Annotated in this window: 17 protein-coding genes and 1 pseudogene; all 18 read left to right on the top strand. The window is 44.6% G+C overall.

Annotation, left to right across the window (positions count from 1 at the left end; genetic code table 11):
- Window positions 1-172: 172 nt before the first annotated feature.
- Window positions 173-1,732: a gamma-glutamyltransferase family protein gene (locus AC3ZVC_RS07040; RefSeq protein WP_490068855.1), complete on the top strand. Its 1,560-nt coding sequence runs from the start codon at window positions 173-175 to the stop codon at window positions 1,730-1,732.
- Window positions 1,733-1,873: 141 nt separating this feature from the next.
- Entirely contained in the window at window positions 1,874-2,449 is a 576-nt protein-coding gene (locus AC3ZVC_RS07045) for a chromate transporter (RefSeq protein ID WP_490067493.1), read from the top strand.
- Window positions 2,446-2,976, top strand: coding sequence for a chromate transporter (locus AC3ZVC_RS07050; protein WP_214723149.1), 531 nt, complete (start codon window positions 2,446-2,448; stop codon window positions 2,974-2,976). The genes AC3ZVC_RS07045 and AC3ZVC_RS07050 overlap by 4 nt, the downstream gene beginning before the upstream one ends.
- A 14-nt stretch (window positions 2,977-2,990) precedes the next feature.
- The gene (locus AC3ZVC_RS07055; RefSeq protein WP_490067495.1) at window positions 2,991-3,827 is read left to right on the top strand and encodes a DUF1028 domain-containing protein; all 837 of its coding nucleotides are present in this window, start codon (window positions 2,991-2,993) and stop codon (window positions 3,825-3,827) included.
- A gap of 285 nt (window positions 3,828-4,112) precedes the next feature.
- A complete protein-coding gene (locus AC3ZVC_RS07060) occupies window positions 4,113-4,397 on the top strand; it encodes a YecA family protein (RefSeq protein WP_490067496.1) in 285 nt (94 codons plus the stop codon).
- A 17-nt stretch (window positions 4,398-4,414) separates the two neighbouring features.
- The gene (locus AC3ZVC_RS07065) at window positions 4,415-5,170 is read left to right on the top strand and encodes a YecA family protein (RefSeq protein WP_490067497.1); all 756 of its coding nucleotides are present in this window, start codon (window positions 4,415-4,417) and stop codon (window positions 5,168-5,170) included.
- A gap of 355 nt (window positions 5,171-5,525) precedes the next feature.
- A pseudogene (gene secA / locus AC3ZVC_RS07070) lies at window positions 5,526-8,038 on the top strand (preprotein translocase subunit SecA).
- Between the two features lie 326 nt (window positions 8,039-8,364).
- Window positions 8,365-9,478 (top strand): peptide chain release factor 2 gene (prfB, locus tag AC3ZVC_RS07075; protein WP_490067499.1). Its coding sequence is split into 2 segments (ribosomal slippage): window positions 8,365-8,436 and window positions 8,438-9,478, totalling 1,113 coding nucleotides; the frame shifts between segments, so codons are not numbered across the junction.
- 863 nt (window positions 9,479-10,341) lie between these two features.
- The gene (locus AC3ZVC_RS07080; protein ID WP_490067500.1) at window positions 10,342-11,394 is read left to right on the top strand and encodes a TRAP transporter substrate-binding protein; all 1,053 of its coding nucleotides are present in this window, start codon (window positions 10,342-10,344) and stop codon (window positions 11,392-11,394) included.
- A 69-nt stretch (window positions 11,395-11,463) separates the two neighbouring features.
- Window positions 11,464-11,997, top strand: coding sequence for a TRAP transporter small permease (locus tag AC3ZVC_RS07085; protein ID WP_490067502.1), 534 nt, complete (start codon window positions 11,464-11,466; stop codon window positions 11,995-11,997).
- Window positions 11,998-12,025: 28 nt separating this feature from the next.
- On the top strand, window positions 12,026-13,291 hold the full coding sequence (locus AC3ZVC_RS07090) for a TRAP transporter large permease (protein ID WP_490067504.1): 1,266 nt from the start codon (window positions 12,026-12,028) through the stop codon (window positions 13,289-13,291).
- Window positions 13,292-13,464: 173 nt separating this feature from the next.
- A complete protein-coding gene (locus AC3ZVC_RS07095) occupies window positions 13,465-14,493 on the top strand; it encodes a TRAP transporter substrate-binding protein (RefSeq protein WP_490067506.1) in 1,029 nt (342 codons plus the stop codon).
- 73 nt (window positions 14,494-14,566) lie between these two features.
- A complete protein-coding gene (locus tag AC3ZVC_RS07100; RefSeq protein WP_490067508.1) occupies window positions 14,567-15,118 on the top strand; it encodes a TRAP transporter small permease in 552 nt (183 codons plus the stop codon).
- A gap of 30 nt (window positions 15,119-15,148) precedes the next feature.
- Entirely contained in the window at window positions 15,149-16,423 is a 1,275-nt protein-coding gene (locus tag AC3ZVC_RS07105) for a TRAP transporter large permease (protein ID WP_490067509.1), read from the top strand.
- A 40-nt stretch (window positions 16,424-16,463) separates the two neighbouring features.
- Window positions 16,464-17,714, top strand: a complete 1,251-nt coding sequence (locus tag AC3ZVC_RS07110; protein WP_490067511.1) for a nickel pincer cofactor-dependent isomerase, group 22 — start codon at window positions 16,464-16,466, stop codon at window positions 17,712-17,714.
- Between the two features lie 62 nt (window positions 17,715-17,776).
- Window positions 17,777-19,981: a dihydroxy-acid dehydratase domain-containing protein gene (locus AC3ZVC_RS07115; RefSeq protein ID WP_490067513.1), complete on the top strand. Its 2,205-nt coding sequence runs from the start codon at window positions 17,777-17,779 to the stop codon at window positions 19,979-19,981.
- A gap of 60 nt (window positions 19,982-20,041) precedes the next feature.
- A complete protein-coding gene (locus AC3ZVC_RS07120; RefSeq protein ID WP_490067516.1) occupies window positions 20,042-20,809 on the top strand; it encodes an IclR family transcriptional regulator in 768 nt (255 codons plus the stop codon).
- 34 nt (window positions 20,810-20,843) lie between these two features.
- The gene (locus tag AC3ZVC_RS07125; protein WP_490067518.1) at window positions 20,844-21,740 is read left to right on the top strand and encodes a fumarylacetoacetate hydrolase family protein; all 897 of its coding nucleotides are present in this window, start codon (window positions 20,844-20,846) and stop codon (window positions 21,738-21,740) included.
- Window position 21,741 lies beyond the last annotated feature (1 nt).

Here is a 21,741-nt window from a genome sequence, read left to right on the forward strand (position 1 = left end):
CTCCTTTCATCGAAAAAATTATTTCTTGACCCGAAATTTTTATGGAATTAAAACGTTAATAGTTTAATAATTTGCTATAATCAGAACTAAAGGTACGTAAATATAACCAGAGGTGATCAGCTTGAACTTTGATTTTCAGAACCATCCATATGCATCACAGCGAACGACAGTTATGGCAAATAACGGCATGGTTGCGACTTCCCAGCCGCTTGCTGCACAGGCAGGACTTGATATGCTGAAAAAAGGCGGAAATGCGATCGATGCAGCGATTGCAACAGCTGCTGCTCTGACAGTAGTTGAACCGACTTCAAACGGAATCGGCGGTGACGCATTTGCACTTGTTTGGACAAAGGGAGAACTACACGGATTGAATGCCAGCGGCCCGGCGCCAAAGTCCATTTCCATTGAAGCACTAAAGGAAAGAGGCCATGAAAAAATGCCGGTGCACGGCTGGATGCCCGTTACAGTACCAGGCGCGCCATCCGCATGGGCAGAGTTATCCAAGCGTTTCGGTAAGCTTCCATTAAAAGAAGTGCTGCAGCCGGCCATTGATTATGCGGAAAAAGGCTATCCATTAACGCCAATTCTCGGCAAGTACTGGAAGTTTGCTTATAACAAATTCAAGCAAATTTTTACAGATGACGAATTCCAGCACTGGTTTGAAACGTTTGCTCCAGACGGAAAGTGCCCTGAGGTTGGCGAGGTGTGGCGCTCAGAAGGCCATGCGGCTACGTTAAGATCCATTGGCGAAACAGACGGCGAAAGCTTTTACCGCGGTGAAATTGCTGATAAAATTGACGCCTTCTCAAAAAAATACAATGCATTCCTTTCCAAAGAAGATTTGGCTGATTTTAAAGCGGAATGGGTTGATCCAATCAAGGTTAGCTACCGCGGCTATGATGTGTGGGAAATCCCGCCGAACGGCCAAGGGCTTGTTGCTCTATTAGGGTTGAATATTGCCAAAGGCTTTGAGTTCGGCGATAAAGATACGGTGGATACATACCACAAGCAAATCGAAGCCATGAAGTTAGCTTTCACCGACGGAAAGGCATTTATTACGGATCCAGCCGATATGAGAGTAACGGTTGAAGAATTACTTTCTGAGCAATATGGCGAATCCCGCCGCAGCGAAATTGGTGATGAAGCTCTTACACCTGAGCCGTACCAGCCGCCAAGCGGAGGTACTGTTTACCTTGCAGCAGCTGACAGTGAAGGCAACATGGTTTCATTTATCCAAAGCAACTACATGGGCTTTGGTTCAGGGCTTGTTGTTCCGGGAACAGGTATTGCGCTGCAAAACCGCGGACACGACTTCTCGCTTGATCCTGAGCACCATAACGCATTGAAGCCAGGCAAGAAAACGTATCACACGATTATCCCTGGTTTCCTGACAAAAGACGGGGAAGCAGTCGGGCCGTTCGGCGTTATGGGAGGCTATATGCAGCCGCAGGGCCATATGCAGGTGGTCATGAACACTGTTGACTTCCACCTGAACCCGCAGGCAGCATTGGATGCGCCAAGATGGCAATGGATTGAAGGCAAAAAGGTGCAAGTGGAACCGAACTTCCCGAACCATATTGCCCAGGCCTTAGCGCGTAAAGGACATCAAATCGAAGTAACCGTTGATACCGGCGGATTCGGCCGTGGCCAAATTATCTGGCGCGATCCGAAAACCGGCGTGCTTATGGGCGGAACCGAGCCGCGTACAGATGGCAGCATTGCTGCTTGGTAATAAAAAACGAGGAAGAAGCTCGCATATCAGCGTAAAATAACCATATAAAAGGTACTGAGGAGCGGAAAAGGAAGCCGCTCCTTCGCCTGCTTTTTCCGGATGGGGGAACAGGCACGATTGAATGAAAAGAGGTGTGGCATCTTGAAGCAGGTTGACATCTTTATGGCTTTTTTCAGAGTGGGCATTCTGGGTTATGGCGGCGGGCCGTCGTCGATTCCGCTTGTTCATAAAGAGGTTGTTGATAAATACAAATGGATGGATACGGATGAGTTTGGCGATGTGCTGGCGCTTGGTAATGCCCTGCCTGGCCCGATTGCCACGAAAATGGCCGGCTATATCGGCTACCGCGTCGGCGGTATGCTTGGCATGGTAACAGCGCTTGTGGCAACAATGGTTCCGACGATTGTCCTTATGATTATTCTTCTTACTGCATTAAATACATTCAAAGACCAGCCATGGGTCGCAGGCATGACCAAAGCAGTTGTTCCGGTGGTAGCAGTCATGCTGGCCACTCTGACATGGGACTTTGTAAAAAAGTCGACGAAATCATCACTTGGCTGGGGCTGGACACTCCTTTTTGTAGCGGCAAGCCTGATTCTTCTTGAATTTGTAAACATTCATCCTGCCATCATCATTTTTGCTTTACTCTTAACAGCTCTTCTGAAAAAGGATGCAGCCGAAAAAAATGAAGCGAAAAAGGAGAAGAATCCAGCATGATATACGTACAGATTTTCCTTGCATTTTTCATCCCGGGGATTCTTGGATACGGTGGGGGACCGGCATCCATTCCTTTGGTGGAAAATGAAGTGGTAGATAATTACGAATGGCTTACCGTCAATGAATTTAGTGAAGTGCTGGCGATGGGCAACGCACTGCCTGGCCCGATTGCGACAAAAATGGCCGGCTATATTGGCTTCCAGCAGGCGGGAGTGCTCGGAGCAATTGTTGGGGTGTTTGCAACCGTTGCGCCTTCCCTGATTCTGATGATTACCTTGCTTGGACTGCTGATGAAATATAAGGAATCACCGCGCGTAAAGCGGATGACTACTTTTATCCGTCCGGTGATCGCCGTGCTGCTTGGCATCATGACATATGATTTCTTTTTCTCAGCTTATGAAGGCGTCGGCATCTGGCAGACATTATTCATTGGCATACTAAGCTTTTTCCTGATGGAAAAGCTCAAAGTGCATCCGGCTTATGTCATTGCCGGAGCGCTCGTTTACGGGGGACTTGTTTTAGCATAGGGGAGGACTAATATATGACGTTTTCTATTGTAGGATACGATCCCAAGGAAAAAGAATGGGGAATTGCGGTTCAATCAAAATTTTTAGGCGTTGGCGCCGTTGTGCCGTTTGCCAAAGCGGGAGTCGGAGCTGTTGCGACCCAGTCATATGCGAATACCTCTTATGGGCCGCGTGCTCTTCAGCTGATGGAAGAGGGGAAAACAGCTGAAGAAGCACTTGAAATCATCACTAAGGATGATCCGGAAAAAGAGCTTCGCCAGGTCGGTTTGCTGGATGCAATGGGGAATCCGGCAACCTTCACGGGAGAAGGCTGCTATAACTGGGCAGGCGGAATGATCGGCCCTCACTTTGCTGCACAGGGGAATATTTTAGTGGACGAAAAAACGGTTTTAGCTATGGGACAGACGTTCGTTGACACGGAAGGCTCTCTTGCGGAACGTTTGTTGGCGGCATTGAATGCGGGCCAAGCTGCCGGCGGTGACAGCCGCGGCCAGCAATCAGCTGCTCTGCTGGTGGTCAAAGAGGCTGGCGGATACGGCGGATTCAACGACCGCTACATTGATTTGCGTGTCGATGACCATCCGGAGCCGATTACCGAGCTAATCCGCATCTTTGGTCTGCAGCAGCTTTATTTCGCTCCTTCAAAGGCAGAACGTATAGCTTCCATTGAAGGCGAAGTAAAAGAAGAGCTGATTCGTGAACTGACTCGCCATGGCTATTTAGAAGCAGGCCGCGAGGACGAACTTTCAAAAGCACTAACAGCCTACATCCATACCGAAAACTTCGAAGCCCGCGAGCAGGAAGCGGGTAAGATAGATTTGGATGTTTTGGATTACATGAAAAAGCAATAAGGTTTGCAGAAAAACGGGGAGTGGGGGCTCTCCGTTTTTTCTATTTTTACTATGTAATCAAGGGAAAGTTGATAGGACGCGAAGTGACGGATATATTGAAAAACTGACCGATAAACATGGGGGAGTGACTGATACAGTATCTTGCAGTAAAAAAATGAACCAGCAGTATCTTAAAGGGCGCTACCTTAACCTACCAATCGTTTTCATCTACTTGCATAATGCCTAAATGGCTGATAAATGTTAGGATAGTAGAGTTAAACGAATTTTGTAGGAGAGATTTTAGGAATGTCAACAGTTAAAGTAAGCAGGAACGAACCGTGCCCATGCGGCAGCGGAAAAAAGTATAAAAAATGCTGCGGCAAGAAGGATGCCGTTTCGATTAAAGATGTATTGAACCATGAAGTAATTGAGCTTCAAAAGGAAGCGAGGGTATTTGCACTTACCCATTATCAGGATGACATAAAAGAGGATTTTACGGATCTCTTGATATACTCGAAGGCATTGAGGGGGAAGAAAAAGAGTTCTATGAGTTTGTTCACTCTTTCTGGTATATTCTATTCGGTACCTTAGAGGAAGAGGAATCCATCATGGGTGAGTTTATTCGTGAGAAAATAACTTACATTTCGCGTCCGCGCCTAAAAAGCATTGTGCAATCCTGGACTGAAGGCAAAGCTGTGGCTGGCGTGTTTACTCAAGTGACTGATGAACAGGCTGTCATCAAGGATGCTTTAACAGGAAAAGTCTATCATGTTGCGCTTTTCGGGGACTTGCATGGCTTTGAGAAAGGAAATTTTGCCTTTGCCATTCTTCTTCCATATGGAGAAGAGTATCTGGCGTTTCCGGCTATTTTTGATTTACCGAAAGAAAATGCATCACAATTTGAGGATTATATCCAATATTCTTTTGAAGAAGAAGGTTATGATAACCCGGAAGAATATTTGGCGGAATATCTCATCGATCTCATGCACGACACACCTAAATCAGTGTCTGCTCCAACCATGGATAATTTTGACTGGCCGAGCAAGGGTGCTGAGCTAGTGGCTGAAATTTTCAGAGACGACATGATTGCAGCAGGCGAGGAACCTTGGATTATCGGCATGGGTATTTCACTCTGGATGGATTACTGCGAGAAAACAGGCAAACAAGTGAAAAAGCCAGACAATTATGTGGCGGGTCTTCGTTACCTTGTTACCACAATCGCTGAGACAAACGAAACTTTAACTCAAAAGGAAGTCGGCGAAAAGTACGGCATCAATGGCAGCCGTGTATCGACCTATTACGGTGAAATCTATAATGAAGTTGAGGATACTATCCGCGATTTAATTGAATCGTCGAATTCCTAATCTAAACGGAGGGCGTGGGCCCTCCGTTTTTCTTATCTTCACCTTATGAATGCAGGAATGTTGATAGGACGCTACTCCGCTTTCGCCGTAATTTTAGAAGTGAAAAACTACGGAGGAACCTTATATTTCGACCCCGACTTCAATCAATTAATTCAAACGAACAGCAAGGATTAAGCTGGCATGTGGCATAAGTTGTCACCCCCCTCCCAAAGTGGTAATATTAATAAGAAATAATGTGAATTTTCATGGGAGGATTCCGCCGGTAAAAAGCGAATCTTTTTTAATTACTACCTTTTTTCCAGAAAAGGGCGGATCAGCAAATGACTCTCATATCCACTATAAAGGAGCGTTTTTAATGCTTGGGATTTTAAATAAAGTATTTGATCAAAATAAACGCGAAATAAAACGCCTCACCAAAATGGCAGAACAAATTGATGCACTTGCATCTGATACCGAAAAATTATCGGACGAGCAGCTGCGCGCAAAAACGGAAGAATTCAAGGCACGCTACAAAAAGGGTGAATCCGTTGATGATATGCTGATCGAAGCATTTGCGGTTGTCCGCGAAGCAGCGAAGCGCGTTCTTGGCTTATATCCTTATCCCGTACAGTTAATGGGGGCATTTCCCTTCACGAAGGCAATATCTCCGAGATGAAAACCGGTGAAGGTAAAACCTTGACTGCGACCATGCCGGTTTATTTGAACGCACTAACTGGCAAAGGCGTTCATGTTGTAACGGTCAACGAATACCTTGCCAGCCGTGACGCCACTGAAATGGGCCAGCTATACGAATTCCTTGGCCTGACTGTCGGACTTAACCTGAATGGACTTTCCAAAGAAGAAAAACAGGCTGCCTATGCTGCCGACATCACATACGGGACCAATAATGAGCTTGGCTTTGACTACCTTCGCGACAATATGGTTCTTTACAAAGAGCAGAAGGTTCAGCGCCCGCTTCATTATGCCGTAATCGATGAAGTTGACTCCATCCTGATTGACGAAGCGCGTACACCGCTGATTATTTCAGGCTCTGCCCAAAAATCAACTCAGCTTTATATCCAGGCAAATGCCTTTGTCAGCCGCCTGAAAAAAGACGAGGATTACACGTATGATGAGAAAACAAAGGGTGTTCAGCTGACGGAAGAGGGAATGACAAAAGCGGAGAAGGCTTTTGGAATCGAGAACCTTTTCGACATCTCTCATGTTGCCCTTAACCACCATATTACCCAGGCGTTAAAAGCACACTCAAGCATGCATCTTGACGTTGACTATGTCGTCCAGGAAGACGAAATCGTCATTGTTGACCAATTTACAGGCCGTCTGATGAAAGGGCGCCGCTACAGCGATGGACTTCACCAGGCAATCGAAGCAAAAGAAGGCCTTGAAATCCAAAACGAAAGCATGACACTTGCGACGATCACATTCCAGAACTACTTCCGTATGTACGAAAAGCTTGCTGGTATGACTGGTACGGCGAAAACGGAAGAAGAGGAATTCCGTAATATTTACAATATGAATGTTGTGGTCATCCCGACAAACCGTCCGATTGCCCGTGACGACCGTCCGGATTTAATTTATGCAACAATGGACGGCAAGTTCCGCGCCGTTGTGGAAGATATTGCAGAACGCTACAAAAATGGACAGCCTGTACTTGTCGGTACGGTAGCTATCGAAACATCTGAAATTATCTCTAAATACCTTTCAAAAAAAGGTGTTCCGCATAATGTCCTGAACGCGAAAAACCACGGCCGTGAAGCTGAAATTATCGCGGATGCAGGTAAACAAGGTGCCGTTACGATCGCGACAAACATGGCGGGCCGCGGTACTGACATCAAGCTTGGCGAAGGTGTAAAGGAACGTGGCGGACTTGCCGTTATCGGTACAGAGCGTCACGAAAGCAGACGTATCGATAACCAGCTCCGCGGACGTTCCGGCCGTCAGGGAGACCCGGGTGTAACACAGTTCTACCTTTCTATGGAGGATGAACTGATGCGCCGCTTCGGCTCTGACAATATGAAATCGATGATGGAGCGCCTCGGCATGGATGACACCCAGCCGATCCAGAGCAAAATGGTTTCAAGAGCGGTTGAATCTGCTCAAAAACGCGTTGAGGGCAATAACTTTGATGCGCGTAAGCAGCTTCTTTCCTACGACGATGTTCTTCGCCAGCAGCGTGAAATCCTATACGCTCAGCGTAACGAAGTTCTTGAGTCCGAGAACCTGAGAGACATCGTTGAAAAAATGATCATGACCAGCATCCAGCGCAATGTCGAAGCCTATGCGCCAGGCCATGAAGACGAAGAAAACTGGAACCTTCAAGGCATCATTGACTATGTAAACGGCAACCTTCTCCATGAAGGCGACCTGACAGTCAACGATATCCGCGGCAAAGATACAGAAGAAATCGCTGAAACGATTTTTGCCAAGGTGAAAGAACGCTACGACGAAAAAGAGCAAATGCTCCAGCCTGAGCAAATGCGCGAATTTGAGAAAGTTATCGTACTGCGTGCCGTTGACTCCAAGTGGATGGACCACATCGACGCCATGGACCAGCTTCGCCAGGGTATCCACCTGCGCGCATACGGCCAGACAGATCCGCTGCGGGAGTACCAGGCAGAAGGCTTTGCCATGTTCGAAAATATGGTTGCTTCCATCGAAGAAGACGTGGCCAAGTACATCATGAAAGCCGAAATCCGCAACAACCTCGAGCGTCAGGAAGTTGCCAAAGGCCAGGCCGTCAACCCGAAAGAAGACGGAGAAAAAGTCAAGAAAAAGCCAGTCGTCAAGCAAATGGACGTTGGGCGCAACGACCCATGCATCTGCGGCAGCGGCAAAAAATATAAAAACTGCTGTGGTGCAGAAAAATAAACAACCGAGCCGGCAACAGCTTTGCCGGCTTATCCTTTTGACAAGTTAAGGACTTTGCCATATATTTTGTTGCTTTGGGCGGATAACTAAGTTTTAACCGCTAAGTTGATTGAAGCGGAAGGCGCGAGACTCCAGTGGGAGCAGCGGGACAGGTGAGACCCCGCAGGCGCAGCGCGCCGAGGAGGCTCACCGCCCGCCCCACGGAAAGCGAGTGCCTGCAGCGTAAATCAACGGGCAAAATTCAAAAAACAACAATCTATGTAAAAAAGAGCCTTTCAGAGATAAACATGCTTTTTTAGGTAAAAATAATTTTAGAGGTGACAGGAATGGAATTAGCAGATATTCGCAATGAACTTGAAAAAACAGCTAAGATTTTAGCGGACTTTAGGGGGTCTCTTTGACTTAGAAAACAAAGAGGCGCGTATTGCCGAGCTTGATGATGTTATGCTGCAGCCGGGATTCTGGGACGACCAGCAGGCTGCACAGGGTGTCATCAATGAGTCAAATGCCCTGAAGGACCAGGTAAATGAATTTCACGATTTATTCGAAACGTTCGAGAACCTGGAATTAACGTATGAGCTAGTCAAAGAGGAAAGCGATGAGGAATTGCAGGCAGAGCTTGTTGATGAGCTTAAGGATTTAGTACAGCGCCTGAAAGACTTTGAATTGCAGCTTCTTTTAAGCGAGGAATACGATAAAAACAATGCCATTCTTGAACTGCATCCAGGTGCAGGCGGAACCGAGTCACAGGACTGGGGCTCTATGCTTCTGCGTATGTATACAAGATGGGCAGAGAAAAAAGGCTTTAAAGTCGAAACGCTTGATTACCTTCCAGGGGATGAAGCGGGCATCAAGAGTGTTACGCTTAGCATCAAAGGCCATAATGCGTACGGCTATTTAAAAGCAGAAAAAGGCGTACACCGCCTTGTTCGAATTTCACCTTTCGATTCATCAGGGCGCCGCCATACTTCATTCGTATCCTGTGAAGTGATGCCGGAATTCAACGATGAAATTGAAATCGACATCCGCACAGAAGACCTGAAAGTTGACACATACCGTGCAAGCGGCGCGGGCGGCCAGCACATCAACACGACTGACTCTGCCGTTCGTATCACGCATTTGCCAACAAATGTCGTGGTAACGTGTCAAACAGAACGTTCCCAGATTAAAAACCGCGAGCGCGCGATGAAAATGCTCCAGGCTAAGCTTTACCAAAAGAAAATTGAAGAGCAGGAGCAGGAACTGCTTGAAATCCGCGGCGAACAAAAAGAAATCGGCTGGGGAAGCCAAATCCGCTCCTACGTTTTCCACCCATACTCCATGGTAAAAGACCACCGTACGAATACGGAAGTCGGAAACGTCCAGGGAGTCATGGACGGTGATCTTGATCTCTTTATTAATGCCTACCTGCGTTCAAGATTAAGCTTGTCTCAGGACTAATACACCCAAAACCTATGCCGGAAAATTAGCGGCATAGGTTTTTTTCGTGTGGTCTATGTTATGGTTGATTTTGCCAACCTGTTGATTGAGCGGAAAACGCGCAAGTTCTTCGAAAAGGCATTCGCATTTCCTTCGTGCGATGTGTTGACGATATATCAAAGTAGTTGATGATAAAATTTGCAAAGTTGCTGATATATTTAAAACTGGTTTTTAAAAAATGTATTTGGTACCAAAAATCAAGCAAAAACAAATTCAAAATCAAAATAGCCTATTAAAATATGCATTTTGGACCTAAAATTCAATCAAAAATTTCAATATCAGAAATTAGGCTTTTTGACCTATAAAACTCATCTTAAAACCAAACTCCTGAAACATAACAACCACAAAAGAATAAAAACAGCACATTTTGTCCCCAGATCGCAAATGCTCAAAGAATTGCCGCAGCATAATAGAGCCAAATCCTCCGCCTTGATAACCGGCGAAGAATTATTTTCGTTAAAAAGAAAATTTTTTTCATCAAAATTATTTTACTAGCATATTATTAAAACTGCTTTTTCTTCAGTAATTCCCCAATAATATGACTAAGTAATTTTTCTGAAATAGCGTTTAGCACAAAACAGATTTTGAATATAAAAAATAGTTTGACAATAAAACTAGCTAAAGTTACAATACAAATAAGTTCATGAATACAGAACAGAGTTTTATAATGTAAAACCATCAACGGAAGGGTGATCTACATATCAAATTTTTTTAGTCGTTAATGAAAGCGTTTTATTTCTCGAAAAGCCTTTTAGAACTTCCAATGATAGCGCAAAAAAAAAGAGTACACTATCATTTTTCAAAATATTTGAGGGGGAGAATATATGAAAAAATTATCCATTTTATTTCTGAGCATCATTATGATCAGTACGTTGGTATTAGCAGCCTGCGGAGGGAACTCAAGCTCGACGGGCGCTTCCGAAAAAGGCTCATCAGATAGTGCAAGCGGAGAAGGCGGAAAGCGTACGATTAAAGTTAGTATTGGAGTAAATGACAAGCATCCGGAATATGAAGCTTCATTGAAATTTAAAGAGCTTGTTGAAGCAGAATCAGATGATTTAACCGTTGAAGTTTATCATTCCGGCCAAATTGCCGATGACCGCTCAGCGATTGAAATGCTTCAGTTCGGTACACTTGATGTTACGATTCCTTCAACATCACCACTTGTAAACTTTATTCCTGAGTTTGGAGTATTTGATCTTCCATTCACTGTTCCGAATGAAGAAGTGGCAGACAAGGTATTAGATGGCCCATTTGGAGACAAGATGCTTGAGATGGTTGACGGGCAGGGACTTGTTGGTCTTGCTTGGTGGGAAAATGGTTTCCGTAACTTAACGAACGATGTGAAGCCGGTTGCCACTATGGAAGATGTAAAAGGCCTTAAAATTCGTACAATGGAAAACGAAATTCATTTAGATGCTTGGAAAGCACTTGGTGCGAATCCGACGCCTATGGCATTTACTGAATTGTTCACAGCGCTGCAGCAAGGCACAATTGATGGACAGGAAAATCCATATCCGACCATTCTCTTAAGTAAATACCCTGAAGTTCAGAAGCATGTTTCGAATACAAATCATGTATACACACCATTTATCTTCTTATTCAGTAAGAAAATTTGGGAGGAGCTTTCAGCTGAACAGCAGGAAGTCGTATCTAAAGCAGCAGTAGAAGCAGGTAAATTTAACCGCGAGCGTACTCGTGAGGTAGCGGACGAATCACTTGAAACGTTAAAGAAGGAAATGACTTTTACTGAAATAAAGGATGGGGAATTTGAAAAGTTCCAGGAAGCGGTTAAGCCAGTTGTTGATAAGTATAAAGATAAAATCGGCGCTGAAATTGTAGATGAATTCCTCTCTGAGGTTGAAAAGGCAAAATAAATTTTTGAAAAGAGCAGCCGGTTGTCGCCTGATGGCCGGTCGCTTTTTTAAGAAAAGAGGCGATCCAGTTTGCTTAAATCATTAAAATGGCTAGATGAAAACCTCGAAAAGTACATATTATTCGTTTTATCGGCTGTCATGGTTTCCGTTATTTTTGTACAGGTATTCATGCGTTACGTCATGTCGAATTCATTGTCCTGGTCAGAGGAGCTTGCACGGTACTGCTTTATCTGGCTCATCTATATCGGAATAAGCTATGCAGTCAAGCACCACCGCCATATTAAAGTGGATGCTGCACTAATCCTTTTTAAGGATAAAACGAAAATCTATTTCTCACTCATCTCTAATATCCTCTTTCTCGTTTTCTGTGTGTATGTTGTGATCTATGGTTATGGCATTGCATCCCAATTACTTTTATTTGGGCAGACAACACCGGCACTTCAAATTCCAACAGGAATCGTTTATCTGGCTCCTCCCGTTGGCATGGGGCTTGCGGGCATTAGGTTGATTCAGAACATAATCGGCAATATTATAGCGATTAAAAACTTTGATAAAACTAATGAACTTCCAAAAGATGCGGAACAAACTATTAATGTGATCTAGAAGAATTTTTAAAGGAGGTAGGCTCTGAATGGCAGGTGTATTATTCGGTTCCTTCGCAGCATTCCTATTTCTTACAGTTCCTATAGGAATCGCAATCGGGTTAGCGGTATTATTCACTATTTTATATACCGGCAGTATGCCAGTTGAATTTTTAATGAAAGAATTAACAAACTCTGTTGACTCATTTCCTCTATTAGCTGTTCCTTACTTTATTATCGCGGGCGAAATTATGGGGAAGGGCGGAATTTCCAAGCGCCTCTTTAATGTAGCAGATTCAATGGTCGGAAATAAAACAGGCGGCATTGCCATGGCAACGATCATTACCTGTATGTTTTTCGCGGCAATTTCCGGTTCAGGGCCAGCAACTGTGGCGGCGATCGGTGGGATCATGATTCCGGCCATGGTTCAAAAAGGGTATGATAAGCGCTTTGCAACAGCAGTCGTTGCAGCAGCAGGTTCAATTGGGGTTATTATTCCTCCTAGTATTCCAATGGTTATTTATGGAGTATCTGGCAGTGTTTCAATTGGGGACATGTTTATTGCCGGGATTATACCAGGAATTATGGTGGGTATTGGCTTGATGATTTATGCCTACATCCATTCGAAGAAAATGGGCTATACAGGAACGGATCAGGCTACAACCATTAAAGGTGTGTTAACTGCACTTTGGGAGGCCAAATGGGCACTTCTCATTCCTGTTGTTATATTAGGCGGGATTTATGGGGGAATTTTCACCCCGACAGAAGCAGCAGTTGTCGCTGTAGTATTCGGATTAATCGTCAGCGTCTTTGTTTATAAAGAATTGAAAATCAAGGATCTTCCGCAGATTTTTGTCGACTCTGCTTTAACGACAGCCACAGTCCTTGTAATTGTTGGAGCTGCTACAGCGTTTGGGCGGTTATTAACACTCGAACAAATACCGAATCAAATTGCTGAAGCCATGATATCTATTTCAAGTGAACCGCTCATTATTATGCTGCTCATTACATTATTGCTGCTCATAGTAGGCTGTTTTATGGATACAATTGCTGCGATTATTATCTTAACGCCAATCCTGCTTCCAGTTGCACTTCAAATTGGCTACGACCCGATTCACTTTGGAATCATTATGATTGTAAACCTTTCGATTGGGTTCATAACACCGCCGCTTGGTGTAAACCTGTTTGTAGGAGCGGGGATATCCGGTTTATCACTAGAGGATTTATCAAAAGCGATTGTGCCGTTTTTCTTTGCGATGTTAATAACATTGCTGATTATTATCGTGGCACCTCAGCTTTCACTGCTATTCTTATAAAGTGTCTGAATAGGCAAAATCTATGCTATTAATCTATCACTGCTAAACAGCATTTTATATGTCATCCAAAAAATGCTGTTCTCTTTTTGCAGATATTACAAAACACAGTTTTATATTGTAGAACAAAAGTCAACTTAAGATACTGCAGCACATTATATGAAGGGGAGATGAAGATGAAAAAGAAAAAGTTATTTGGCTTGGCTGCAACTGTATTAGCAAGCTTTTTATTTCTTGCCGGCTGCGGCGGGGAAGAAGCAGGAGGCGAAAATGGAGGAGGAAAGAAGAAGGTTATCAAAGTAGCACACTACTTTGCTGAGGACCACCCCCAGAATGTTGCCTTAAAAGAAAAGTTTAAAACGATGGTTGAAGAAGAAAGCAATGGGGAGCTTGAAGTACAAATTTTCCCGAACAGTACGCTTGGTGCTGAGAAGGAATTCTATGATGGTGTGCGAAACGGAACAATTGAAATGGGGATTCCGGGCTTGATCATGCAGGCGGATATTCCGAAAATGGCAGCACCTGAATGGCCGTTTTTATTTAAAGATTTTGAACATGCCAAGACCGTATTGAATGGGCCGATTGGAGAAGAACTGACAGAAGATCTTGAATCCGAGCATGGCGTAAAGCCGCTTGCCTGGAGTGCGAATGGCTTCCGGATGTTTTCTTCCAATCAAACGATTGAAAGTTTAGAGGATTTTAACGGACTTCGCCTGAGAATGCCGAATATACCGAACTATATCGAACTTGGAAAATTGCTTGGTGCCAATGTAACGCCGCTTCCGATTTCCGAAGTTTTCACAGCGATGGAGCAAAACGTTGTGGATGGGCAGGATAACCCGATTGCCACTGTTCGGGCATCAGGCTGGTATGAAGTGCAAAGCGATATTCTAGAATCAAAGCATATGTTTAGCCCGAACTTGTATATTATCAACAGCAATTTTTGGAATGGTTTAACAGAAGAACAGCAAAAAATTATTGAAAAGGCTTCAAAGGAAGCCGCAAATTATGAATTTGAGCTCCTTGAAAAGAGTTATGAAGAAGACAAGAAGTTTCTTGAGGATAATGGCCTGAAATTCACAACACCGTCAGAGGAATTCTCAGCTGAAATGGAAGAAGCAGCACAGCCTCTATATGAAAAGATTTACAGCGAATTTGATTGGGCAGAGGATCTGGCGGACCGCATCCGCGCAGAAGCAAAGTAATACTGCAATAAACGGCTTGGAGGGATAAACCAATTTATTTCTCCGAGCTTTCATTAGCAGGGAGGAGAAAGCCGTGTTTAGTAAAATCAGCTCTTTTTCAAATAAAGTTTTAAACATTGCGATTGCCTTTTCACTGGCAGCCATGTCCCTCTCCGTCTTTGGAAACGTTGTACTGAGATATGTATTCAATTCCGGCCTAACCTGGTCAGAAGAAATGTCCCGTTACTTTTTCGTCTGGATGGTTTTCCTTGGGGCGATTGCCGCATTAAAAGATAAAATGCACCTGGGCGTGGACATAGTCGTTAATGCATTGCCAAAGGGACTTCAAAAAGTGGCCTTCATTATCAGCAATGCCATTGTCCTTTACCTGCTTTGGCTTGTTTTGGAAGGAAGCTGGAAAATGACCATTCTCAATATGAACAGTACAGGCCCGGCTACGGGAATGCCGCTTTCCTATTTATATGGCATTGGCATTGTATCAAGCATTTGGATGATGATCCTTATTATTGCCAGTCTATTTAAAGCAATCAAAGGAACGTCAGAGCGGTTTACGATCATTCAATCGTCAGATGACGTTTTATCAGAGGTAAACCCTAATCAGGAAGATAAGATGATAGCAAAATAGCGGCTGCAAGAAAGGAGGGCATTACTCGCCATGATAGGAGTATTCTTAGGATCACTATTTGGATCACTGGCATTAGGAGTGCCGATTGCATTTGCGCTGCTGGCCAGCGGTGTCATGCTGATGTTTGTCATGGGTACTTTTGATAGCCAAATCGTTGCTCAAAACTTGATTAATGGCGCCAATAACTTTTCATTGATGGCCATCCCGTTCTTTGTATTAGCTGGTGAATTAATGAATGCGGGCGGAATTTCCAAGCGTATCGTCGATTTTTCCATGGCGCTTGTGGGCCATATTAGAGGAGGCCTTGGGTTTGTAGCCATTATTGCCAGTATTTTATTTGCGGGATTATCAGGATCCGCTGTTGCGGATACAGCAGCACTTGGAGCGATCTTAATTCCAATGATGATTGCCAAAGGTTATAACGTCAACACCTCTACAGGCATCATCTGTGCATCGGGTATCATTGCTCCCGTTATTCCGCCAAGCATTCCGATGATTCTATTCGGAGTAACCGCAGGTGTATCGATTACAGATTTATTCATGGGCGGCATCATTCCAGGGGTAATGATGGGAGTCGGACTGATGATCGGCTGGTTCTTTATGTCACGTAAGGATACAAGTGAACTGCCTCCGCGGAAATCTGCCAAAGAAATTTGGAAGGCAATCCAGCAGGCCAGTTTTGCTTTAATGCTTCCGGTCATCATTATTGGCGGTCTTCGAGGCGGCGTTTTTACACCAACTGAAGCTGCCGTTGTTGCTGCATTTTATGCTTTGTTTGTTGGTCTATTTATTTACCGGGAGCTGAAGCTTGATGAGCTGTATCAAGTTTTAATTGCTTCGGCAAAAACGACGAGTGTTGTTATGTTTGTGGCAGCTGCCGCGATGGTATCGGCATGGCTCATTACCGTAGCCAATGTTCCTGCGGAAATTGCAGGTTATATGGGTTCACTTGTTAATAGCCCGCTGCTTTTAATGGTTGTTATTATGATTTTCCTATTATTGATTGGCCTGGTGATGGACCTGACACCAGCTATCCTGATTTTTACGCCAGTATTGCTGCCTCTTGTTAAAATGGCGGGAATCGATCCTGTCTATTTCGGAATTGTAATGGTTATCAATCTGTGTATTGGATTGATTACTCCACCGGTTGGCACGGTTCTATATGTTGGCTGCGGAATAAGTAAAATCAGCCTGGCGGATTTGACGAAAGGCATCTGGCCATTCCTGGTCGTTCACGCAATCGTGCTGGCGCTCTTAATATTATTCCCGGAAATCATTACGGTGCCGCTTGAATGGCTTAATTAATTGAAGCTGCCAGAGTGATCATGATGAAGGAGATAAGGATATGGACATCATTAAAGAAATCTTGAAGGATATTCCCATTCCCAAAATGGTTAAAGTGAAGCAGAAATTTCATGCACCCCAGCTTGAAGATGTAGGAGCTGAGGTCCGGAAAACACTAAATGAAACCAATGTGCTTACGAAAATAAAAGAAGGCGATTCTGTTGCGGTTGCGGTTGGAAGCAGAGGCCTGGCTGACTTGCCTGTGCTTGTGCGCGAGACAGTAAGCGAAATCAAACGTGTTGGCGGCCAGCCATTTATCGTTCCGGCAATGGGAAGCCATGGCGGTGCGACAGACGAAGGACAGATTGATGTGCTTCAACAATTGGGTGTGACGGAGGACGCTGTCGGGGCACCGATTAAATCTTCAATGGAAGTGGTCAAAATTGGCGAACTCCCAAATGGACTCCCGGTCTTCATTGATCAAAACGCCTATGAAGCAGATAAAATTGTCGTCATTAACCGGATTAAGCCTCATACAGCTTTCCGGGGCCCCATTGAAAGCGGGCTAATGAAGATGATTACGATCGGGCTTGGGAAGCAAAAAGGGGCAGAAGCCGCGCATGCCTATAGCTTTAAATATATGGCAGAGCATGTGCCTGAAATGGCCAAAATCTCATTATCGAAAGCGCCGATCATTTTCGGCCTTGCTTCTCTTGAAAATGCATATGACAAGGTGGCAAAAGTCATCGCGGTCCCGGCAGAAGATCTGGAAAAAGCCGAGCCCGAATTATTAGAACAAGCGAAGTCCTTAATGCCCAAAATTCATTTTGATGAGTTTGATGTTCTGATAGTAGATGAGCTTGGCAAGGATATTTCAGGCGATGGGATGGATCCGAACATCACTGGGAATTTTGCTACACCTTACGCCACTGGCGGACCCGATATTAAAAGAACAGTTGTGCTCGGCCTAACAGAAAAAACGCATGGAAATGCAAATGGCATCGGCATGGCGGACATGACAACGAAAGCGGTTGTGGATGAGATTATCTGGGAAAAAGGCTATGCGAACGCATTGACAAGCACCGTAATTGAAGTCATTAAACTGCCGATGGTGCTTGAAACAAAAGAGCTTGCGGTCAAGGCTGCTATTAAAACCTGCAATGCCTTTGATTTAAACAAGGTAAAAGCCGTTAGAATCAAGAATACATTAGACATCGGTGAGATTTGGATCTCGGAAAGCCTGATTGAAGAAGCCAAACAAAATAGCAATCTGGAAATTATTTCAGAGCTGGAAGAATTGGTGCTCGATTAATTCGAAAAATAGCTGCAAAGTGATTTGCTATTTTTGCAGATTGATAGATGAGGAGTGTTAACATGACACATTTATATCCACTTATTGATAATCCTGTAAACCCTTACCGTGATAACGTGCAGGGGAAAGCCAATGAACCAATTACTGTAGCGGGTCTGCTTGACCGTGCAAAATTGACACTTGGTTCCTCATATGAAGGCGGAAAGCCGGATTGGACACTTGAAGAAATCTATAACCGCCTGGAGGTTAATGCCCCACGTATTGCTATTATTGGAGGTTCATCGGATCACCCGGCTCACATAATGGATTATCAAACTTCCGCTCGGGCGGCAATCCGCATTTGGCAAAACGGAGGAGTTCCATTTTACTTTTCTACTCCGGTAATGTGCGACGGTACAGCTCAAAGTAATCAGGGAATGAGCTATTCACTCCAAAGCCGGAACGCTGTTGCCCAAATGGTTGTCAATCAGCTTGAAGCACATAGTTACCACGGAGCATTTGTTATTCAAGGCTGCGATAAACAGCCACTTGGTGTTGTTAGCGCATTGGCACATGTAGACCGCGTAAGGCGCGACCGCGGTGAGGCTCCGTTCTTCGCAACTTTTGCTCCAGCGCATGTTTTGGAAGGCGGTTCGATTCCGGATGATGTCATCGCCGAACTGGAAGAATTGGCGAAAAAAGCAGAGGCAGAAGGTGCCTCAGATGTGGCGATTGATTTGCGTGACACAATGGCCTATATCTTGCAGTGCTCATCCAATACAGCTTTCCAGGGTGTTTTCGAGCGTGCCTATGAACGGGGCATTATAACCAAAGAACAGCATAAGTATTTTGAAATGCGGCTGGCAGTTGCAACATGTGATGGCCAGGGCGGTGTGTGTGCTTTTAACGGAACAGGCAATAGTTCCCGCCATCTAGTAGCCGGTATGGGCCTTGTTCATCCAGCGGTTGAACTGCTGACAGATCCGCCAACACAAAGGCAGATCAATGCCGTTCTTGACAGTTTTGCTACCATGATCAATGAAGAAAAATATGGCGTTTCCAATATTGTCGCAGCAAACATTAAAAATGCCATTCGCATCCACAGCGCCTCTGGCGGATCCACTAACCTGATGATGCATATTGTTGCAGGCATGCTCTATGCAGGTTACAAATTCAGCTTATGGGATTTGGATCGCATACATCATGAGCACCCAATACCGGATCTGTTTGACTACAGCCTGACTGAAGGGCGCGATATTTACTCGCTCGCCATGCAGTGCTGCAGCGGTACGAGCAGAGGGATGGAAACACTCTTTTATGAACTGATTGAAAACGGGGTACCAATGGATCAGGATGCTCCGACTGTTGCAGCCAGAACATGGAGAGAGAGATTGGCCATAACACAAAGCTTGAAAGCTGTGAGTGTTAAAGAAAACCCGGTTATCCTATCAACGCCGCGCAGGACATTCAGCGGGGTAGATGTGCTGCAAGGAAACTTCTTTGAAAGCGCTGTTGTAAAAATAAGCGGCATGCCGACGCCTCAGCTTGACCAGTTTGATGACAAGCTTGCATTCGTCCTTTATTTCGAGAATGAAGATGATGCGAATAAAAGCCTGCTGGACTCAAATCTCTTGAACAGTATAAAAGAGAAAAAATTATTTGATCATAACCTGCTCCTTGAAACACTTAAATACAACAATAAGGAAGAATGGGAACTGCTAAAAGAAGAAACATACGAAAAATTATTTGACGAGATGGCTGAAAAAGGCATTTTAAAAATTTCAGTTGTGATTGCCGGCCAGGGTCCTGTGGCATTCGGAATGCCTGAGATGTTCACGCCAATGCAGCATATTAATGCCAACCGCGTGATGAAAAAACTGGCAACCATCATTAGTGATGGGCGCTATTCTGGCGTCACATATGGTGCAGCAATCGGGCATATGACGCCTGAAGCCTATGAAGATGGTGGCATTGGTTTCCTTGAGACTGGTGACGTTGTTCATCTTCAGCTTCGAGGACGCCGCATTGATTTTGTAGACAGAGCCCAGCTTTTCGCAGGAAACGTTGTTCACTTATTTTCAGACAGCGTAAAAGAAGATAGACGATCACTTGCTGAAGAGAGAAAAATGAGAATAAAAGTACGCCAGAAGATGGTCGCGGCAAGCAATCGCATGTATGGCCATACAGATGCTGCAAATGGTGTTGTTCCATTGGCTGTCGTGGAAGATGCAGTGCTGGATTATGAGAAAGATATTATAATGCATGAAAAAAGCACGATTGCAAAATAAGGCATGCTCGTCAAATATCCTGTAAAATTAGGCTAAATAGAACTAGGAGAGTGAGCGGAAATGCCTATTATCCAATCAGTGGAACGCGCATTAAAAATAATGGATTTATTTGACGAGCGGGAGAGAGAATTATCCATTACTGAAATCAGCAAGCGAATGAACCTGCATAAAAGTACCGTTCATTCGCTCTTAAAAACCTTACAGGAACAGCGGTATATTTCACAAAATGAGGAGAATGGAAAGTATCGGCTTGGCCTGAAGCTTTTTGAACGGGGCAATATGGTTCTTAGCAATCTCGATTTGCGCAAAGTGGCGAGAAAGCATCTTGAAAGGCTATCAGCGACAACGAACTTGACGGTCCATCTGGTCATTTTGGACGGTCAGGAGGGCGTTTACATCGATAAGGTTGAAGGAAGCGGAGTTACCGTCCTTTATTCCCGCATTGGCCGCCGTGTTCCCGTTCATACAAGCGCGGTGGGCAAATCGCTTATTTCGACGAAAACAGATGCCGAACTGGACCAGTTTCTTAAAAACTATCAATACACAAAACAAACACCGAAATCAATCAGCTCAAAAGAAGAATTATTAGATGAAATCGACCATGTCAGGATGGCCGGATACTCAGTGGATAATGAAGAAAATGAACCAGGCATTGTCTGCTTCGCTGTTCCGATCAAGGATTATTCCGGCAAGGTTATAGCAGGCATAAGCATGTCCATGCCGGCTACAAAAGTTACAGATGAAACCCGCGAGTATTATGTGGGCATTTTAAAAGATTGCAGTAGCAGCATTTCACAGGATCTCGGTTATGAGTATCAAAAAATATAAAAAATGACAATCGGTCATTCAGGAGGAATAAACAATGAGAATTATTCGCTACCTAAAAGAAAATGAAAAACAACTTGCAGCTGTGACAAATGAAAATGAAGTAGCAGACCTTCCATTCAGCGACTTTATGTCGTTGATTGCCAAGGCACGCGAAGATAATAGAACGGCATTTGATATTGTAAAACAAATCGCGGCTGAAGCAGAAAAGCAGCCATTGGAAGGCCTTCAGTTAACTACTCCTATCGATGCACCGGAAGTTTGGGCATCAGGCGTGACGTACAAAAAAAGCAGAGAAGCGCGTAACTATGAAGCAACACAAGGCAAGCTTGACCGTGAGACGTTTTATGACAAAGTCTATGATGCCGTACGACCGGAAATATTCTTTAAATCAACGGCTGCAAGAACGGTAGGACCGAATGATCCTGTTTATCTCCGTTCAGATTCCAACTGGCAAATTCCGGAGCCTGAGCTGGGCCTGGTTATTGATAAAGAGGGCAATGTCCTTGGCTACACGGCTGGTAACGACATGAGCTGCCGTGACATTGAAGGAGAAAACCCGCTTTACCTGCCGCAGGCAAAGGTTTGGAAAAACTCTTGCTCCATCGGGCCGGCTATTGTATTGGCAGAAGCTGTTTCAGACCCTTATGAATTCCAAATTATTTGCCGCATTTACCGCGATGAAGAGCTTGTCTTTTACGGGGATGCGCAGGTCAATCAGCTGAAGCGCACGCTGGATGAGCTTGTCCATTATTTAGTGCTTGATAATGATATCTTTGATGGAACGGTACTCCTAACCGGAACGTGTGTTGTACCGCCAAATGAATTTACATTAGCCGAAAATGACCGGATTGAAATTGAAATCCCTGGAATCGGCGTTCTGAATAACCCAGTTGTCCAAAGCGAAAAAGTGAGGCAAGCCGCTAAGGGGTGAG

The sequence above is a fragment of the Cytobacillus sp. C11.1 genome, from assembly GCF_058145115.1.

What these genes read in the sequence shown, in the direction of transcription:
- AC3ZVC_RS07040 (WP_490068855.1), top strand. Translation starts at nt 173, where the DNA reads ATGGCAAATAACGGCATGGTTGCGACTTCCCAGCCGCTTGCTGCACAG.
- AC3ZVC_RS07050 (WP_214723149.1), top strand. Translation starts at nt 2,446, where the DNA reads ATGATATACGTACAGATTTTCCTTGCATTTTTCATCCCGGGGATTCTT.
- AC3ZVC_RS07055 (WP_490067495.1), top strand. Translation starts at nt 2,991, where the DNA reads ATGACGTTTTCTATTGTAGGATACGATCCCAAGGAAAAAGAATGGGGA.
- AC3ZVC_RS07060 (WP_490067496.1), top strand. Translation starts at nt 4,113, where the DNA reads ATGTCAACAGTTAAAGTAAGCAGGAACGAACCGTGCCCATGCGGCAGC.
- AC3ZVC_RS07065 (WP_490067497.1), top strand. Translation starts at nt 4,415, where the DNA reads ATGGGTGAGTTTATTCGTGAGAAAATAACTTACATTTCGCGTCCGCGC.
- AC3ZVC_RS07080 (WP_490067500.1), top strand. Translation starts at nt 10,342, where the DNA reads ATGAAAAAATTATCCATTTTATTTCTGAGCATCATTATGATCAGTACG.
- AC3ZVC_RS07090 (WP_490067504.1), top strand. Translation starts at nt 12,026, where the DNA reads ATGGCAGGTGTATTATTCGGTTCCTTCGCAGCATTCCTATTTCTTACA.
- AC3ZVC_RS07095 (WP_490067506.1), top strand. Translation starts at nt 13,465, where the DNA reads ATGAAAAAGAAAAAGTTATTTGGCTTGGCTGCAACTGTATTAGCAAGC.
- AC3ZVC_RS07105 (WP_490067509.1), top strand. Translation starts at nt 15,149, where the DNA reads ATGATAGGAGTATTCTTAGGATCACTATTTGGATCACTGGCATTAGGA.
- AC3ZVC_RS07110 (WP_490067511.1), top strand. Translation starts at nt 16,464, where the DNA reads ATGGACATCATTAAAGAAATCTTGAAGGATATTCCCATTCCCAAAATG.
- AC3ZVC_RS07115 (WP_490067513.1), top strand. Translation starts at nt 17,777, where the DNA reads ATGACACATTTATATCCACTTATTGATAATCCTGTAAACCCTTACCGT.
- AC3ZVC_RS07120 (WP_490067516.1), top strand. Translation starts at nt 20,042, where the DNA reads ATGCCTATTATCCAATCAGTGGAACGCGCATTAAAAATAATGGATTTA.
- AC3ZVC_RS07125 (WP_490067518.1), top strand. Translation starts at nt 20,844, where the DNA reads ATGAGAATTATTCGCTACCTAAAAGAAAATGAAAAACAACTTGCAGCT.